Annotated in this window: 20 protein-coding genes; 13 read left to right on the forward strand and 7 right to left on the reverse strand. The window is 61.6% G+C overall.

Going from position 1 to position 15,879, the window contains the following annotated elements; translation table 11 throughout:
* Positions 1 to 2: 2 nt before the first annotated feature.
* On the forward strand, positions 3 to 302 hold the full coding sequence (locus ACXYMW_RS13095) for a hypothetical protein (RefSeq protein ID WP_459035771.1): 300 nt from the start codon (positions 3 to 5) through the stop codon (positions 300 to 302).
* Here ACXYMW_RS13095 and ACXYMW_RS13100 read toward each other — a convergent pair.
* Entirely contained in the window at positions 283 to 546 is a 264-nt protein-coding gene (locus ACXYMW_RS13100; protein WP_459035772.1) for a hypothetical protein, read from the reverse strand. The two genes, ACXYMW_RS13095 and ACXYMW_RS13100, sit on opposite strands and share 20 nt — an antisense overlap.
* A complete protein-coding gene (locus ACXYMW_RS13105) occupies positions 543 to 1,037 on the reverse strand; it encodes an MbcA/ParS/Xre antitoxin family protein (protein WP_459035773.1) in 495 nt (164 codons plus the stop codon). Before ACXYMW_RS13105 ends, ACXYMW_RS13100 begins: the two co-directional genes overlap by 4 nt.
* 375 nt (positions 1,038 to 1,412) lie before the next feature.
* Between ACXYMW_RS13105 and ACXYMW_RS13110 the strand changes: the two genes are divergently transcribed.
* The gene (locus ACXYMW_RS13110; protein ID WP_459035774.1) at positions 1,413 to 1,838 is read left to right on the forward strand and encodes a hypothetical protein; all 426 of its coding nucleotides are present in this window, start codon (positions 1,413 to 1,415) and stop codon (positions 1,836 to 1,838) included.
* Entirely contained in the window at positions 1,825 to 2,046 is a 222-nt protein-coding gene (locus ACXYMW_RS13115; RefSeq protein WP_459035775.1) for a hypothetical protein, read from the forward strand. Before ACXYMW_RS13110 ends, ACXYMW_RS13115 begins: the two co-directional genes overlap by 14 nt.
* Before the next feature lie 10 nt (positions 2,047 to 2,056).
* On the opposite strand, the gene ACXYMW_RS13120 is transcribed toward ACXYMW_RS13115, so the two are convergent.
* Complete coding sequence (locus ACXYMW_RS13120; RefSeq protein WP_459035776.1) at positions 2,057 to 2,848, reverse strand: DUF2243 domain-containing protein; 792 nt, start codon at positions 2,846 to 2,848, stop codon at positions 2,057 to 2,059.
* A gap of 79 nt (positions 2,849 to 2,927) precedes the next feature.
* Between ACXYMW_RS13120 and ACXYMW_RS13125 the strand changes: the two genes are divergently transcribed.
* From ACXYMW_RS13125 to ACXYMW_RS13155, 7 genes are all read left to right on the forward strand, one after another.
* Positions 2,928 to 3,164, forward strand: a complete 237-nt coding sequence (locus tag ACXYMW_RS13125) for a hypothetical protein (RefSeq protein WP_459035777.1) — start codon at positions 2,928 to 2,930, stop codon at positions 3,162 to 3,164.
* A gap of 2 nt (positions 3,165 to 3,166) precedes the next feature.
* Positions 3,167 to 3,844, forward strand: a complete 678-nt coding sequence (locus ACXYMW_RS13130) for an XF1762 family protein (RefSeq protein ID WP_459035778.1) — start codon at positions 3,167 to 3,169, stop codon at positions 3,842 to 3,844.
* 387 nt (positions 3,845 to 4,231) lie between these two features.
* Positions 4,232 to 4,834 (forward strand): hypothetical protein, encoded by a 603-nt coding sequence (locus ACXYMW_RS13135; protein ID WP_459035779.1) that lies wholly within the window; start codon positions 4,232 to 4,234, stop codon positions 4,832 to 4,834.
* Positions 4,835 to 4,983: 149 nt separating this feature from the next.
* The gene (locus ACXYMW_RS13140) at positions 4,984 to 5,205 is read left to right on the forward strand and encodes a DUF1127 domain-containing protein (protein WP_459035780.1); all 222 of its coding nucleotides are present in this window, start codon (positions 4,984 to 4,986) and stop codon (positions 5,203 to 5,205) included.
* Between the two features lie 171 nt (positions 5,206 to 5,376).
* The gene (locus ACXYMW_RS13145) at positions 5,377 to 5,877 is read left to right on the forward strand and encodes a YciE/YciF ferroxidase family protein (RefSeq protein ID WP_459035792.1); all 501 of its coding nucleotides are present in this window, start codon (positions 5,377 to 5,379) and stop codon (positions 5,875 to 5,877) included.
* A gap of 120 nt (positions 5,878 to 5,997) precedes the next feature.
* Complete coding sequence (locus tag ACXYMW_RS13150) at positions 5,998 to 6,747, forward strand: helix-turn-helix transcriptional regulator (protein ID WP_459035781.1); 750 nt, start codon at positions 5,998 to 6,000, stop codon at positions 6,745 to 6,747.
* A gap of 134 nt (positions 6,748 to 6,881) precedes the next feature.
* Positions 6,882 to 7,040 carry a hypothetical protein gene (locus ACXYMW_RS13155; protein WP_459035782.1) on the forward strand — a complete coding sequence of 53 codons (159 nt, stop codon included), beginning with the start codon at positions 6,882 to 6,884 and terminating at the stop codon, positions 7,038 to 7,040.
* A 36-nt stretch (positions 7,041 to 7,076) separates the two neighbouring features.
* On the opposite strand, the gene ACXYMW_RS13160 is transcribed toward ACXYMW_RS13155, so the two are convergent.
* Complete coding sequence (locus ACXYMW_RS13160; RefSeq protein WP_459035783.1) at positions 7,077 to 7,916, reverse strand: GIY-YIG nuclease family protein; 840 nt, start codon at positions 7,914 to 7,916, stop codon at positions 7,077 to 7,079.
* Between the two features lie 507 nt (positions 7,917 to 8,423).
* Here ACXYMW_RS13160 and ACXYMW_RS13165 point away from each other — a divergent pair.
* Together ACXYMW_RS13165 and ACXYMW_RS13170 are read left to right on the forward strand one after the other, a co-directional pair.
* Positions 8,424 to 8,693 (forward strand): hypothetical protein, encoded by a 270-nt coding sequence (locus ACXYMW_RS13165; RefSeq protein WP_459035784.1) that lies wholly within the window; start codon positions 8,424 to 8,426, stop codon positions 8,691 to 8,693.
* 82 nt (positions 8,694 to 8,775) lie between these two features.
* A complete protein-coding gene (locus tag ACXYMW_RS13170; RefSeq protein WP_459035785.1) occupies positions 8,776 to 10,947 on the forward strand; it encodes a PAS domain S-box protein in 2,172 nt (723 codons plus the stop codon).
* A gap of 390 nt (positions 10,948 to 11,337) precedes the next feature.
* Here the strand turns inward: ACXYMW_RS13170 and ACXYMW_RS13175 are convergent, their stop codons facing one another.
* Entirely contained in the window at positions 11,338 to 13,479 is a 2,142-nt protein-coding gene (locus ACXYMW_RS13175) for a histidine kinase dimerization/phosphoacceptor domain -containing protein (RefSeq protein ID WP_459035786.1), read from the reverse strand.
* A 263-nt stretch (positions 13,480 to 13,742) separates the two neighbouring features.
* On the reverse strand, positions 13,743 to 14,021 hold the full coding sequence (locus ACXYMW_RS13180) for a hypothetical protein (protein WP_459035787.1): 279 nt from the start codon (positions 14,019 to 14,021) through the stop codon (positions 13,743 to 13,745).
* 166 nt (positions 14,022 to 14,187) lie between these two features.
* Between ACXYMW_RS13180 and ACXYMW_RS13185 the strand changes: the two genes are divergently transcribed.
* Entirely contained in the window at positions 14,188 to 15,000 is an 813-nt protein-coding gene (locus ACXYMW_RS13185; protein WP_459035788.1) for a class I SAM-dependent methyltransferase, read from the forward strand.
* 164 nt (positions 15,001 to 15,164) lie between these two features.
* Here ACXYMW_RS13185 and ACXYMW_RS13190 read toward each other — a convergent pair.
* The coding region (locus tag ACXYMW_RS13190) for a hypothetical protein (RefSeq protein ID WP_459035789.1) at positions 15,165 to 15,879 on the reverse strand (715 nt) is incomplete at its 5' end.

The raw sequence follows: 15,879 nt of genomic DNA on the forward strand, positions 1-15,879 counted from the left end.
AGATGCCGAACTTCCACAAGACGTCCACGGGGTATCAGGGGCGCAACTATGCCAAGATGCTGAACCCTGGCCTCGCCGAGAAGCACACGCATTGCGCCTTCTTCTGGGCGAGCGGGAACAGCCAAATCTCCGCCAGCCTGCTCGACGATCTGAATGCACTCGCCTCGAAGCTCGGCAGCGAGGTCCACGAGTTCAGTGCCAAAGAAGTGCGCGCTGCTGCCCAGAAGACGGGCTGGGAAGCACTCGGCCCGGTGGGAGCGCAGTTCACGCAAACCTTCCACATCACCTACTTCGATCTTTGAGCGTGGAGATGAGAACAGACCGCTCGACATTGGAGACGATGTCACGGCGCCTGGTGCCAGGCGGGTCGAGCCGTGGTCCGGCAAGGCAATTGTTGGTCCAGCCCTCCAGTTCCATCACCGCTTCGAGATCCTCGGCGCTGGCGACGTCTTCGAAGGCGTTGATCGGCGGAAACCGGGACGGGAACAGACGGATGGTTTCGGCTGGGGCGCGGCAGCGCGGCTCGGCCGAGAGGTCGACGCTCACAGGAAAACCAGGTCCTCTTCCGTGACAGGGGCGAAGCTGCCCTCCGAAGCACCGTGGCCCACGTGGCCACCCCGCCATCCGTCGAGGTAACGCCGCACGGTCATCATGCCGTCCAACGCGCCCTCGGTGATGAACTCGAGCGGGCAGGCCCCGCCGAAGACCGTGCCGCGGTGCGAGCTGGTGAGCCATTCGACCGCCTGCGCGCGATTGCTGAACAAGATGCGCAATGCCTTGTGGATCCCGAGAACCGCGGAGACGCGCAGCAGGGTGTCGTGCGGAAGGGTCAGCGACGCGCCATCTCGAGCCTTCTGCATCCAGCCGTGATAGGTGGAACGCCCGGGATGGCCCAGAACTGCAATGCGCTGCACCTCAGTCAGCTGCCAAGTATCGGCGACATTGCGGAATGCGCGTAATCCGGGCCCGCTCAAGCGCGCGCGCCCGGGGCCCGTGTATTGCGTCTGGAAGAGCGGCTGTCGGGTTGCGGCTTGCATGGCATGCACAGAGTTTGTCTTGATCCGAATGTATGGTCCAGATATGGACATGTCAAACTTTAGTCCATCGGTCCGGCCTGAATGCGAGCGAGACGGCCGAGCACCCGTAAGCATCCGGCGTGGGACGCGGTCAGGCGGCTTTGCTGCGCTGCGAGGGTTGCCAGTTCCAAGGAAGCAAACCCGGCACATGAGAGGCTGTCATCTCCGGCAGCGAGCGAGGTATGGCGGCGCCACTCACGTCGCTCGAAAAGCTGGCACTTGTCTTTCTTGCTCGGGCGGCGGGTCTGAAATAGGCCATCCTGCCTGCAGGGTGCCAGTTCTTTGTTGCCTCCCTTTCCTTGTTCGGTTACCTTGCCCACAAGGAAAGGTGATCTCATGGGAGTTGTGGACAGTGGCCTCTTGGCAGGCGGATGCGGCAAGCCCGAAGCGCATGATGCCGAAAGCCTGCTGAACCTGCTCGCGAAGTTCGGAACGGTGACGCTGGAGCGGGTGAAGTACCCGCGCTCTGACTGCCCCGGCAGGATCGGCGCGCCGGTCCAGTGGCTGTGCAACCTCATTCTTCCGGGCCGATCCGTAGACCCCGCCGGGTCTGTGAGACCCTCGATGATCGGGGAGGACGCCGACATGCGCAAAGCCGTCCAGGAATGCCTCTTCGTGCTGACCGCCTACCGCAACTCCTCCTGCGCCGCTGCGGACCGCGCGAAGTACCTCGCCAGCCTCAAGCCTGGGAAGGTCCCGCTCCCGGACACGCTCGCAGACGACCTTCCGGCCAAGGAGCTCGAGACCTATGCCGAAGCCTGAAAAGTCGCCTGCTCTCTATGCCAGTGACCCAGACCTGGCCGCACTGGATGCCCGTCTCGCGCGGCTCGAGGGAGCACTGCAGCGAATTCAGGATCTCTGCCCGGTGAACCTGGATGTCCAGGATGCCGCTGCCGCGAATGCCATGCGGCTGCTCGTCGCCAGAGGGATCGCTCGGAACGCTCTGGTTCACCCCACGACACTGCACTGATGAGCAACCCTCAGGCTGCGCTCCAGGAGAAGCACCCGGCCGGCACGCCCGTTCCGCTCACCAGCAACGCCCCGTGGCGGTAGAGGTCCCATCGACTGGAATGAGGAAGATCGACAACCACCACCCCCATGGATGGGTCTGCCCAGACGAGCTCGGCGCCCAGGTCCTCGAGCCTGGCGCTGATGGCTTCCGCCTCGAGGTCGCTCCGGAAAACCACCGCGGTGAGGGGCTGGTCAGAAGGTGGCTGCAAGGCCCAAGTTCCGGCGCCCAAAGACATGGCGGACATCAATCCGAGCGCTACAGGACGGCCGCGGGGGCCGGCACCGTTGCCAGGGCCGCCACCACCTTTCAGGAAGGTCCACCCCACGGCGAGGGGGAGGAGGCCGAATACCGCGAACCAGCCGAGGTCCCACAGAAGCGGGTTGGCGCTGTCGACCTTGATGCGGTGAATGCCCAGTACCCAATGCGAGAGAATGCTGTCGAGGATGTGCCAGAGGCCGAAGCCGGCCATCAGAGAGCCGGTCAATGCGCGCTGGCCCAGCGGTTCGCCCCGACGATGAGCCATCCACAGGCCCCAGAACCCGGCTCCCGCGAGGACGTACATGAGCAGGTGGAAGTAGCCGTCCCAGAGGATCTGGGTGCGGAGATCGTCGATGCCGGGGACCAAGCTCAGCAAGTGGTGCCACTGCAATATCTGGTGCAGCAGGATGCCATCGAAGAAGCCTCCGAGCCCAATGCCCAGAACCACCCCGTATGCAGTCGACCGTTTTGTATTCATGACGATGCCCTCCCGGTGGCTCAAGGCGCCGCGCGGCTGAGGGGTTCCCCGTCGTCGCTGATCGCGCCCGGGAAACGAATTTTCAGAATGTAGGAGACCCATCATGCCGCTTTTCGCGTGCACCAAATGCAACGCCGTCGAGAACACCGCCACCGGATGGTACTGGTTGGCAAAGGCGCGGGAGGAGGCCCAGTGTTCGGAGTGCCGGACCGGCGCCTGGCACGGGCATTTCCCGAAACAGGATGCCGGTGAAAGTTGGCGGCCCGACCCGCGGAACGTGCATCCAAAGCACCTGCCACCGTTCCTGGTCCACGTCTCCGAGATTGAGGCAAAACTCTGAAAATGGCCTTCGATGCCGCCAGCGCCGAGGTGGACGTCTGCCCGTGGTGCGGGCAGGCTTCCTTCGCCGAGCTCCACGAGGCATGGGGCCACGAGTTCGCGGGCGATCCGAAAGACGCGGCCGAAATCCTCCGGCAGATGGGTGCCGATGTCCTTCTGGGTTGCGCGATCCGTGGGGTATCCTCCGAGACACCGTCCCTGCTGCTCGATTTCAGACTTTCCGTCCGGCCGGTCAGGTTCGCGGTCGCGAAGGAGTTCGTCCGCCGTCATCATGCGCATTGCCGGCCGCCTGCAGGGTGGAAGTTCGGCCTCGGCTGCTGGAACGGGCCGTCTCTCATCGGGGTGGCGATGGTGGGGCGTCCCGTGGCCCGGATGATCGATGCCACCCAGGTTCTGGAGGTGAACCGTCTCTGCCTGGATCGCTCGATGCCCAGCGCGCATCGCTTCAACGCCTCCTCCATGCTCTACGGATGGGCGGCCCGCGAAGCCCGGCGCCGGGGATACAGCAAGATCATCACCTACACGCTGTCCTCGGAAAGCGGGGCCAGTCTCCGCGCCTCGGGATGGGCGGAAGAAGACCGCAGCCGCGGAGGTGGGTGGTCACGCCCAAGTCGAGGGAGAAGCAATCCCACTCCCACGGAGCCGAAGGTGCGGTGGGCAAGGGTACTTCGTAGCGCCTGATCAGCTAACCTCTGTCGCTGCAGTGCAGAGAGGAATTCCCTTTACATGTAGCCGGTTGTGCACTTTCGTGCGGCGAGAAAGCCGGCCCGCTGAACGGGAGCCCAACGGACCGGCTCATCGAGGTGACGCCAAGGGAGGAGGGCGCCATCTCACGTGGATCGGGTCGCTCGGGAGGAGGAGGGCGGCCCGATCTGCCCCGCAGGTAATCAGTATACTCCGGCAGACAACCATCCGTATCCGCCCCCGTTCAAATGGCCGACGTCTCGTTGCTTGTGAGTGACACTCGCACACATCGAAGCAGATCGCCTGATTTTTATACTCCGCGTTAACTAGTCTTGTCCTACCCGTCCCCTTGAAGATTCTCGGAAGAAGACGTGGCAGGGCGACATGCATCAGGATGTCGAAATCATCGGTGACGCCGTATCAGGCGACGACGCAACCGTACTCGGCGGCGTCGCAGGTTCGTGCGAACTCGACATCGTGCCCTACAGCGGCCGCAAGCGCGCGTTCTGTGACCTGGATGCTGGCGACCTGAAAATCCTCAAAAAGTCTGAAATCGTCGACGTCCTGGTTTACGAGGGCGAGGCCCGCGGCAAGACGTGCTGGAGCGTGCTGAGATTGCGGGCAGGCTCGAACTGCCACCTTTCCGGTCCACTGCGCTGGCGGCCCGCCAAGGTCTCGGCCGGCTGGGAGCCTACACCGTCGGAGGGAAGCATCATGATCGGATGGGTCCAGATCGCGGCGTGCCTGACGGTCCTAGTCGCTTGCGTCTGGAGCGCTCTGGCAGGGCTCAACGGCGGATTGGCGGAGATGGTCATCCCTCTGTTCCTGTCCGGCGTCTCACTGGCCCTGGTCGAGCGCTCCCGTCGGAAGCTGCAGGCCGCCCGCCGGCGCGCACGCCTCGAGGTGGCCACCAAGATCGGCGTGCTCTCGACCCCGGCGCCAGGCACAGACGTCGAACACCACGACCATGGAATGCTTGCCGCCTGATCGCTTACTCGGCGCTTCATGCCGAGGGATTTCAGAGGCATGCAGCCAGCGGGACGCGGCGATGATGCAATGGCGGTTCTCATGCCGCAGCGCAGCAACTAGTTCTCTTCGTGAACACAGGCAAAGAAAGCCTGACAAGGAGAGCCACTATGTCCGCAGTCGATTTTGAATCCCAGGCACCCGCCCGAGGCAACCCGTTCCGCGCGCTTCTGTCCCGGATCGGGAGCTTCTTCGTCCTGGTCGCCGAGTCCAACTCCCGCTACCGCCGCGTCGAGTTCCTGTCCTCGCTTTCGGACGCCGAGCTCGAGGCCCGCGGCATTCGTCGCGAAGACATCGTGCGCCACGTGTTCGCCGACCAGATGTACGTCTGAGTAGCTTCCGAGCCCAGGTGAAGGTCGCTTACCGGCGGTACGCCGCATGGAGCGCCTTCCTTGGGCGGGAAGTAGCCGATGCCCGCGAGAGGCGTGGGAACGCCATCGCATTTTCAGAGTTTCCCGGCACGAAGCAGCGAGCGGTCGCTGCTTGTATTGGAGGAAGCTCACATGGCGCTCTTGTCGAAAGACATCGAAAGTCTCCACGATCTCTTCCTGCACACACTGCAGGACATCTACTACGCCGAGAAGCAGATCGAGAAGTCGCTGCCGAAGATGATCAAGAAGGCCTCAGAAGGCCCCCTTCGTAAGGGTTTCGAGGACCATCTCGAAGAGACGAAGACCCAAATCAAACGTCTCGAGGATGCCTTCAAGTCGCTGGATGAGAAGCCCAAGGCCGAGAAATGCCCGGCCATCGACGGCATCATCAAGGAAGCTGACGAGATCTCGGGCGAGATCGCCGACCAGAAGGTCCTCGACGCAGCCCTCGCCGCGGCCGCCCAGGCGGTCGAGCACTACGAGATCGCGCGGTACGGCACCCTGATCGCCTGGGCCGAGGAGATGGGGCACAAGGAGTGCGCCAAGCTCTTCAAGCAGACGCTGAAGGAAGAGAAGGCCACCGACGAGAAACTGAGCAAGCTCGCCGAAAGCAACCTGAACAAGGCGGCCTGACCGCCCGGCGCCCTCGTCTGTAGTACGGGGGCGCCGTCCAGATGGCGCTAATCACGTCCAGCATGGACATTGACGCTGCGGCACAGCATTCTCCGGCGACTCCCTCGGATGCGGCCGACGATGACGACCAGATACGCAAACCTCCTGATCGACGCGGCCGACCGGCTCGCCCAGGCCAATGGACCCGAGCAGGCTTGGCTGGCGGTCAACGCTGTGGCCGGGAAGATCGGCGCGAATGGCGTGAATGCCGGCGCCTTCCTGCGTGACAATTCCCAGATCGCCTGGATGCGAAGCTCTATGGATCCCCTTTGGCTGGCCGACTACGCCGTACAGCGCTTCCATGAGATCGACCCCCTTCTCCAGGCCGCGATGAGCGGGGCCCCTCCCTCGGTCTACGATGTCTCCTACGAGGCGAAGGTGAACATCGATGTGCCGCGCATTCGTGCCCTCCATGACGCGCTGCCGCATTACGACGCGAACTATTTCGTCGCCCACAGCTGGTTTGAAGGGGGCATCGGGAAGGGCGTAACGCTGAGCTGCCTCGATGACCCCCGCGGCCTGTTCGGGCCGGGCACAGCGCGCGCCTTCGCCTCGATCTCGGCGATGATGTCGTGTGCACTGCAGCCTCCGGGTGCCGAGCCCCACCAGGGCTACGCCTTCGGATCGGACTGGTCGCATCTCGACGGCCGGGAGCGCGCCGTACTGAGCTACCTGGCCAACGGCATGAGGGAGGACGAGATCGCTGAGAAGATGGTTCTCCGGGAGCTCGCGGTATGGGCCATCATCCAGGAAGCATGTCGGAAGATGCGCGCGGAGACCCGTGACCAGACGCTCGCTTTGGCTATTACCCGGGGGCAGCTCGCCCTCTGACGAACTGCCAGGCGCCCAAACTCTATGCAAAGTCAGGCTTCTCTGGTATGAGCGTCCGGCTGTCCGTGAGGGGCCGGGAAGTCGAGGAGCTTCCCTGGGTCAGCGCGGACCAACAAAAGCAAGAGGAGGACGACATGCCCATTCTTAACGACGAGCAGATGCGAACGGCCCGGAGCCTGGTCGGCGCAGGTCTCAGCGACTTCGAGGTTGCCCAGCGCGTTTGCCCTGACGGCGAAGACCCCGAGCTGCTGCTCGAGAGTGTCTCCACCCTGCGGGAAGGGATGCCGGCGTAAGTCTACCTCCCGGGCCCGCCGCGGGCCCGGGGCACATCAGTTCCCGTTCAGGCCATGGGCCCGGGACCTCAGCTTGGCCTTCCAGTAGTCTTCTCGGTCCAGGATGTCGCGCTGGGCCATGTCCGGTGACGCGATCTCGAGGATCGACACCGTGTAGTCCTTGTGCCCTGACGCCTTGAGCAGCACATTGTTGCCATGCCCATTGGCGAGGTAGCTGCGCCACCGCCCGATCATGCCGTCCACACCCGTCGCAGAGCCCACGTATTGCTCCCCGTTGTCCGCCACCAGGAGGTAGATGCCTCGGACCCCGGACAAAGCGCCGACCCAGGACTGGGGGAAGGCCGGCATCTCGCTGATGCGCGCCGAGAACGACGAAAACCCGGGGAAGGGTGGCTCCTGAGCTTGCATGCGGAACTCGAGGATCTCCTTCGAATTTCGCGACGCCCATTGCGACCAGGCCCTGGTGCCGGCGCCCCAGCGGATCAGAACCCTCTCTGCATAGGGCGAAGCCTCCTCGATCCATTCGAGATCGTAGGCCACCACGCTGTCCTTCCCGGTCTCGTAGGCGATGACCTCAGAGTCCTGCATCCTCGGCAGCCGTCCTCCATCCCAGTCCCACCGGTCGAGAACTCGTGTGATCCCGGCAAAGAGGCCCGTAGGAGTGCCATCTTCGAGCGGTGCCCAGGGAAGGAAGTGTGCCGCGTAGCCCGATCCGTTGTACGGGCAGTTCCCTTTCTTCTGGAAGCTTGCGAAACTCCCGAATGCAGCCCTCTTTCCTCTGCGCCAGGCTTCCAGGCCCCTGGGATGGTGCCGAAGAAGACGCGTATTCTCGGGAGGCAATCCAAGGCGCGAAAGGAAATCTGTGAACTCGAACATGAGGGCATTTCAACGCCCTGATTCTCCAGTGCAAGCAATTTCTTCAGAAGAGGTGTCAAATGTTACAGTTTTTCGTGAGGTTTGTAAAAAAACGGTACTTTCGGGTTCACAGGGTGGGGGGGCTGTGAACCCGAAAGTACCGTTTTTTGCGAAATCTTATGCCTGAGGCATCAAGTTTCCGATCACGGACCTGTAACAATTCGCTTTGACCTGCGCAGCATCCAACCTGGCTCGAAAGCACAACCTTGGCGGGATTCATAGGCGGAAGATGAACTGTTTGCGAATGGGTAATGTTACAATTGCATTCGTGCAAGAACGGTACTTTCGGGTTCACAGGGTGGGGGGACTGTGAACCCAAAAGTACCGTTTTTGCCTTCGAGCTAACGCCTGAGGCATAATGTGACTGTGCACGTCAAATTTCGAACGGGTCGTTTTGATGCAACCTTTTGGAGAGTGCCAGGTTAAGCAGGACCTCGACGTCGGCTTTGCTCGGCAGGAGTACCGGCCATGCAGGATCTCGCCCCATCTTATGAAGTTTCGCCGAAGAGTATGACTGTCATCCGAGATGGATTTCGCTTCAGGATCCAGATTTTCCGGTTTGAGGGCTGCCGGGACTGGTCCTTGGAAATCGTCGATCAGTTCGGAAATACCTGGTCTTGGGATGATCCGTTCCTGGATGACGGCCTCGCCAGGGCGGCCGCGATCCAGGAACTGGAGAACGGCGGCGGCGCGCGCTTCATGTTCGAGGACAACGTGGTGCCATTCATCCGAGGCTGACACAGTCCGCTTGTCCGGAACACTGGATCCTGCTGGAAATTTCGGTAAGCCGTACTTGGGGCAACCGAGCAGGTGGCGGCATATGTCAGTCGACAACATTGATGGCTTCCAAATGACAGATTGGCCGCGCTTCGCCGAGCTGGCAGTGCTGCCCTTTGGCGCCGTGGTCACCGACGAAACTGGCCGTGTCGCCTTCTGCAACGACGCAGCGGGTGAACTGCTCGGCGAGAAGCCCCCTGTCGGCAGGTATCTTCGAGCGGAGTTTTGGAAGCTACGTCGCTTTGAGGCGGGCAGTTCTGAAATGCCGCATGAGACGGTCCTCGCAACGCGCATATCGGTGACAGGCGAGATGTGCCTCATCGAGAGAGCTGACGGTACCGTGAAGCAAGTTTTGTGGCGCTCTGCATTTGTACCTGCGGACGGCGGTTCGAATGGTGGTACGGTGAACCTCATCGTCGACATCAGTGACGACCGAAACCTTGAGCTTGACGCGGCGCGTCTGTCGGCCATTGCCGCATCAACCGATGATGCGATCATCAGCAAGACGCTCGATGGTGTAATCACCTCCTGGAATTCGGCGGCCACCCGGATTTTCGGCTACAACCCGGAGGAAATGATCGGGCAGCCGATCCTGAAATTGATTCCTGAATACCTTGAACATGAGGAGAAGGACATCATTCAGAACATTCGCGCCGGTCGGCGGGTACCTCCGTTCGATACCGTACGCCTGCGGAAGGATGGCAGTCTGGTCGATTTGTCGGTGACGGTATCGCCGGTACGTGATCGGCACGGAAAAATCGTTGGTGCTTCCAAGATCGCGCGAGATGTCACTTGTCAGAAAGAGGCCGCCGAGAAACTTGCCTGGCTCGCTGCCATCGTAGAGTCGAGCGATGACGCAATCATCAGCAAGAATCTGAACGGGGTCATCACATCCTGGAACCGAGGAGCGCAGAAAGTCTTCGGCTACACGGAGGCAGAAATGGTAGGCCAATCAGTCCGAAAACTGATCCCTTCCGAGCTGCAGGATCAGGAGGACGAGATACTAGCGAAGATCTCCCGGGGCGAACGGATCGAACACTTTGACACGGAACGCTTGACCAAGGCCGGGAGGAGGATCGACGTATCGCTGACGATCTCGCCCATCGTTTCCCCGGATGGCAAAGTGATCGGTGCATCGAAGATCGCCCGCGATATCTCCGAACGGAAAGCTCATGAGGAACTGCAGCGGCTTCTGTTCAACGAACTGAACCACCGGGTCAAGAACATGCTGGCGACCATCCAGGCCGTAGCCCGGCAAACCCTTCGAACTGCGCGCGGGACAAAGGAGTTTGTCACAAGCTTCAGCGGCAGGCTTAGCGCACTCGCAAGTGCGCACGACCTCCTCGTCCGGGGGAAGATGGTCGAAGCCGGCCTCAAAGACATCATCTCGGAGCAAGTCAGCTTAGGTAGCGACGCTGACAGTCGGATACAGATCTCGGGCCCGGTAATCACCCTCGATGGGCGGGCGGCAGTGCAGGTTGCCCTGCTTCTCCATGAGTTGGCTACGAATGCTCGCAAGTACGGCGCGCTGTCCCGTCGCGACGGCCGCCTGCGCATCGAGTGGCACGTTAGCCGCCATCCCGTAGATACCCTCGTCTTAGAGTGGCTCGAAACCGGGGGCAGCGCAATAAGCCCGCCTGAGCGGAAAGGATTTGGCTCCATTCTGATTGAAAAAGGCCTGCAAAGCCTGGGCGGAGAGGCGTCAGTGACATACGCCGATGAAGGTTTGCGGTGCCGAATCTGGCTGCCGCTACCGAAGGAAGATTCCACGATATCCGCTAAGCTACGAGATGTGGCCAGGAAACCCACAGACCACCCAGGCGGCCTCCTCGATATTTGCAACCGCATACTTGTAGTTGAAGACGACGCCCTGATCGCGATGGACCTCGCGGAGGCGCTGAGAGAGCGGGGGTGGGTGGTCGTCGGTCCCGCTTCAAAGCACGACGAAGCGCTCCGGCTGATTGACGAAGAAGCCATCGATGCGGCTTTGCTCGATGCCACCCTGGGTGGCCGAAACGTGGAAGAGATTGCGCGCGCGCTCTCGGTCAAAGGGGTGCCGTTTGTTTTTGCCAGCGGCTATGGGCGCGATGGACTACCCGAGGCGTACAGGGATATTTTGCTGCTCGCGAAACCCTACACAACAGAGGCGATCATTTCCGCCGTGAAGGACATGCTCGTCAAGTCGGACAAGGGATCGAGCAAAGGTTTCGAGTAGTGTCTGCCACACAACGACGCTCGCGAGTTCAACGCACCTGAAGTACTTGAACGGCATCACGGGCAACCCATCTCAGCGGCATTGTGACCTTCTGGAGAGTGACGTGGTTTCCCCTTCCTACGCTGTGAAGACCATCTCTGTGGTCTTCGAAGGGCATCGTTTTCTGATCGTGGCCCGCCGCGATGCCGGGCAACCCCGGTGGCGATTGAGCATCCTCACCCCCACCGAGAGGGAGTGTCCATGGACCCAGACCTTCCGGACCGCTGAGCTCGCCATCGTTGTAGGTGAGCAATGGTTGGCCCGAATGGGGGCCGCGCCCTTTCTGGAGAACGGCAACGTGGTTCGCCTTCACGCGGACCACGTCAACGCTCGATCCCGCCGGTAGAGGTTTCAGACGGTGACCCGTATCTCGCTTCTCAGGCCGGGCTTGTTGTCGGTTTCCACGAGACGTCCACCCATACGTTGAAGCATTGAACTGATGATCGTGCTCCCGAAGCCTGTTCCCTGGACCATGTCCGCAACCTTGCCCCGGCCCTGGTCAGCGACCGAGCATACAGCCTCGCCCCCGTCCGTTCTGAGCTGCAAGTGGATCGGGCCCGGGGCGCCGCCATAGGCGTACTTTTCGATGTTGGTGAGTAATTCGTTGACGATCAGCCCCATGCTGACGGCCACGTGTGTGGTTACCTGAACGGGTTCGAGATCAAGTTCCAGGAATGCGGTCCATGCGGGGTCGACGGTCTTCATCATCTCGTCAACCAAGTCATCGAGGTACTTTGCAAGGCATACTCGTTCCGCGCTCTGAGGCTGGTGAAGCCTGCGGTGGATGAGCCCGATGGCGTTGACCCGGCGTTCCGCGTCGCGAAGCACATCCACAGCGCCGGTGTCATGGGAGGTCCTCGCTTGCATGCGCAGGAACCCGGACACAAGCGACAGAGAATTCTGGATCCGATGATGGGCCTCTTGCATCACTCCCTCGCGTTCTTCGAGTAGGCGTTCATTCCGCGCCAGCGCGCTCAGCAGTTCGCGATTCAGTTTGCGGGTCGTGATGACAGTGCACGCATTCCCGAGCGCGCTGGCGATCCTGCCCGCGGCCTCGACTTGCCCGGGCGTCCAAGGGGAACTGCGGCCTCTGACGGTCTCGCTCCACGCATCGAATGACCTGCGCGGCGTCAGCGCCTCGGATTTGCCAGACACACCTTTGTGTGGGTTTCCGGCCCATTCCACGGTCTGCAGCTGCTCGGAGCGAAACCAAATCACATGAAGCGGCTCATCCTTCTCCACCCGGCTATAAAGAATGCCGCTGATGTCTTTTTTGTAGGGCGCCAATGCTGGAGCGGCGACAGCGGCCTCCATCGTATGGGCGACCTTCAGGGGCGCAAATTCCCGTGCCCACGCGAGGGTCGCGTCCAGAGCCTCCCGCGGAATGGGGATCCCCGAGGTGAAGACTTCGTCCCCCCAAATGGCGGCAAATCCGTCGGCCCTGAGCGTGCGGCGAAGTGTGCCGGACATGTCGTCGAGAAGGGACCGCATTTCCAAACTGCTTTGCGACGCCGACGAGATGGCATCCTGAACGCTGCGCTGGATCAGCCGCTCTCGAGTGAGTTCCATCTCGTCGAGAGACCCGATCTGGCGCGCCAAGCTGGACGCCAAGGCCTGGCACGCGAGCCTCGCCCCGATGGGTATCTGGCGGGGTGTATTGTGGTGGCAGGCAATCAGCCCCCAGAGCTTCCCGTTCCGAATAATCGATACAGACGCGGACGCTGCGACCCCCATGTTCTCGAGGTACTGCAGGTGAACCGGCGAGACGCTACGAAGAGCGGCTTCCGAGAGGTCGATATCACCGAGGTCGCCGAGCGCTCGGATCGGGGCCGGTTCATACGTCGCATCGGGTATCACACGGATTGGGTTGCGCACATAAAGTTCCCGCGCCTGGCGCGGAATGTCCGAAGCCGGGAAGCGGTGGTTCATGTACGACGCCATTCCGGGAGCCTTAGCCTCCGCAACAACTTCGCCCGAACCGTCGTCGAGGAAACGGTAGACCATCACCCGGTTGTACCCGGTCAGATGCTGGAACTCAGGGGCTGCTCTCTCACAAAGCCCGCGCACACTGGCGGCCTTACCGAAGTTCGTTTGCGCGCCATCCAGGAGATCGAGGACATCGTGCGCTTCTGCGGCGGGCCCAACCTGCGGCTCGAGTTCGACAATGATCAGGTTTCCGGTGAGGTGACCGCGTGCGAGGAACATTTCCGTGCGCCCCTCTACGGGTCCCAGAACCCGAGGCTTCAGCCCAAGTTCTGAAAAGGGACCGCTCGCCGGGATGGACAGCAGTGTGGTAATGTCCTGTCGGGCCCAATCATCTGTGAGCCGGCCCTCGACGTCGCCGGCAACGGCGATAACTTCCCGGGTTGGGCATTTGCCGATCAGCAGCATCCCATGCGGCTGGATCGAACCGGGAATGTGGATCGGTTCCTGAGCGCAGCTGGATAGCTGCTTGGAAAGGGTCTGATTCCTGTGATCTGGTGTACGCTGCATGCGACCTCTGCGGTAATACGTGGAGGGACAGCGCAAAATCTCGGAATTAAGCACTGAGCGACCGCATGCCCGAGGGGCTGGGGCATAAGTGCCGACATGCGGACAGCGCCTGCCTTGCAGCTATTAAGCTGACGGTCAACGAGGCTTTCGTGAACGTTTGAAGGCTTCACCCCAATGTAGCTGCCCCGGTACATTAAAGGTGGTGTGCAACATTCTGAAAACGCGCAATGCGCCCGCACATATGAGGCAGGATCACGCTTCCGTCATGCGGGCATGTAGGTCAGCCGGTAGACCGTTTGAGGTGTTCGCCGCTCCGAAGACTTCATCAGGGATCGCACTTGGTGGAGCTTTTGGAGGGCCTTCTCGCGGCGTTCGTAGAGCTGCCGGATTCGTGAGCCTGAATTTCCGATGTGCATGACAAGATGGGTGTCCCCGCCTGGAAACATGCCGGCCGCGCGGTGATTGGCGTCCATGAGAAGGCGCTCCGCTGCCACAAGCTCGAGGTACCTTTTGACGAGAAGGCGCCTGATCGTGTCGGGCATGCTGACCTCCCTGGGCATGTGAGACAACCCGATCATAGGATGCATCGCTGCCGCGTGGGCGTCACGAAACCGTGCGAATGAACCCTGGGCTAAGATCTTGTCGCTAACCGGCGATCAGATCATGAATTTCCCTATACCCTGAGTCAGGGCATTCATGGAGGCTTGGATGACAACATTGCAGGCCCGACACGATGCCTGGCAGTCGGGTGACAACTACGACGGTTACATGGGCCGGTGGAGTGCGCAGATCGCTCCCATGTTCCTCGGCTTCCTGAAGCCCGAGCTGAACGCGCGTTGGTTTGAACTTGGCTGTGGAACGGGCGCCTTGACCCAGTTCATCGTCCAGGATTGGCATCCCTCGGCCGTGGTGGCCGCAGACCCGTCCGCCGGGTTCATTGAAGCGGCCCGGAAGAGAATGCCGCAAGAGATCGTGGATTTCAGAGTTTCTGGGGCCGGTGATCTCGGCATGTTCGAACCCGAGACCTTCGACTACGCCGTCAGTGGCCTGGTCCTGAACTTCGTGCCTGAGCCGGCCCAGGCGTTGGAAGGCCTCGCGCGTCTCGTCCGTCCTGGCGGAACCGTTGCCTTCTACGTGTGGGACTACCCTGGCGGGGGTGTGGAATTCATGCGGCGGTTCTGGGAGGCAGCAGTAGCGCTGGACTCCTCGGCCGCGGACCTCCCGGAAAGCAAACGCTTCCCGTTCTGCAACCCGGTCGCTCTCGGGGAACTGGTCAAGCTGGCGGGCATGCCTCCACCCCGGATAGCCGCGCTGGAGACGGTATCAAGGTTCACTGATTTTCAGGACTTCTGGGGGCCATTTACAATGGGTACTGGCCCCGCTCCCGGTTACTGCGCAAGCCTTCCACCAGAGCACAGGGAGGCTCTCGAGATGCGTTTGAAAGAGGGGCTCCCGTTCTTACCGGACGGCTCTCTCACCCTCCGTCTCCGGGCATGGGCTCTCACGACGACGAGAATTTGAAGGAGGCGGCATAGCCGAGGCTCGTGAAAAGGAGGCCGCCTGGGGAGGCGGCCTCTAGTCGGACTTGTGAAGGGTGCCGCACAACGCGGCACTGACGGGATGTTTTTCAGAGTTCTCACTTCAGGAAAACCTGAAATGAGAGAGTTGTGGTGCCGCTTTTTGTGTCAGCTCGGGAAGTCCGAGTTCGTGTTTCCATGCAGGACGCCCGCGAGTTTCAGCTTCTCGATGCGGTCCTCGTAGAAGTCCGCGGATTGCTGCACTGTCGCAACCTCGTCGGGGATCGGCCGGGCATGCGGACCGATGTCTTCGAGCGCCCAGGCGGATTGCGATCTCCCGTACGACTGGCGAGCGGTCTTCGTGACGACGTGGCCAGACAAGGCGGAGACCTCGGCCGGCGAGAGGACCGATTTCATGTTCGCCACGAACTGGTGCCTGCAGCTATAAAGGCTGAAGTGCCTCTTGCGCCGCGGGAAGATGTCCTCGCCCACGGTATAGAGCAACTGGGATACCTGGGACTTCACGTTGTCGAAGCGCCCCTCCTCCTGCCATTGCAGGCAACGCTCGGACATGCGGTGGATGGCATTCAGCACCGGTGTCGGGAGATCGCTGATGTCGAGGGTCCGGACGACCCCGTTGCCCCGGGCATTCGTCGCCTTCGCATTCAGGACATAGAGCCAGCTGTACTGCTTCCGCGATGCGGGGTCCTGGTAAGTCTGAAAAGCCGTGGCCCTCCATTCGATGGGACGCAGGCCCGTGTGCTGTGACCCCCATTCTTCATCCACCCGAAGCCGGAGCCCGGCGGTCAGATTGGCGCGGGTGCGCCGGTGGTGCAATGGGCGATCCGCGCAGCGTTTTCGGCGCGCGGAGCGGATCGCCCAT

Source organism: Roseivivax sp. CAU 1761, assembly GCF_054482755.1.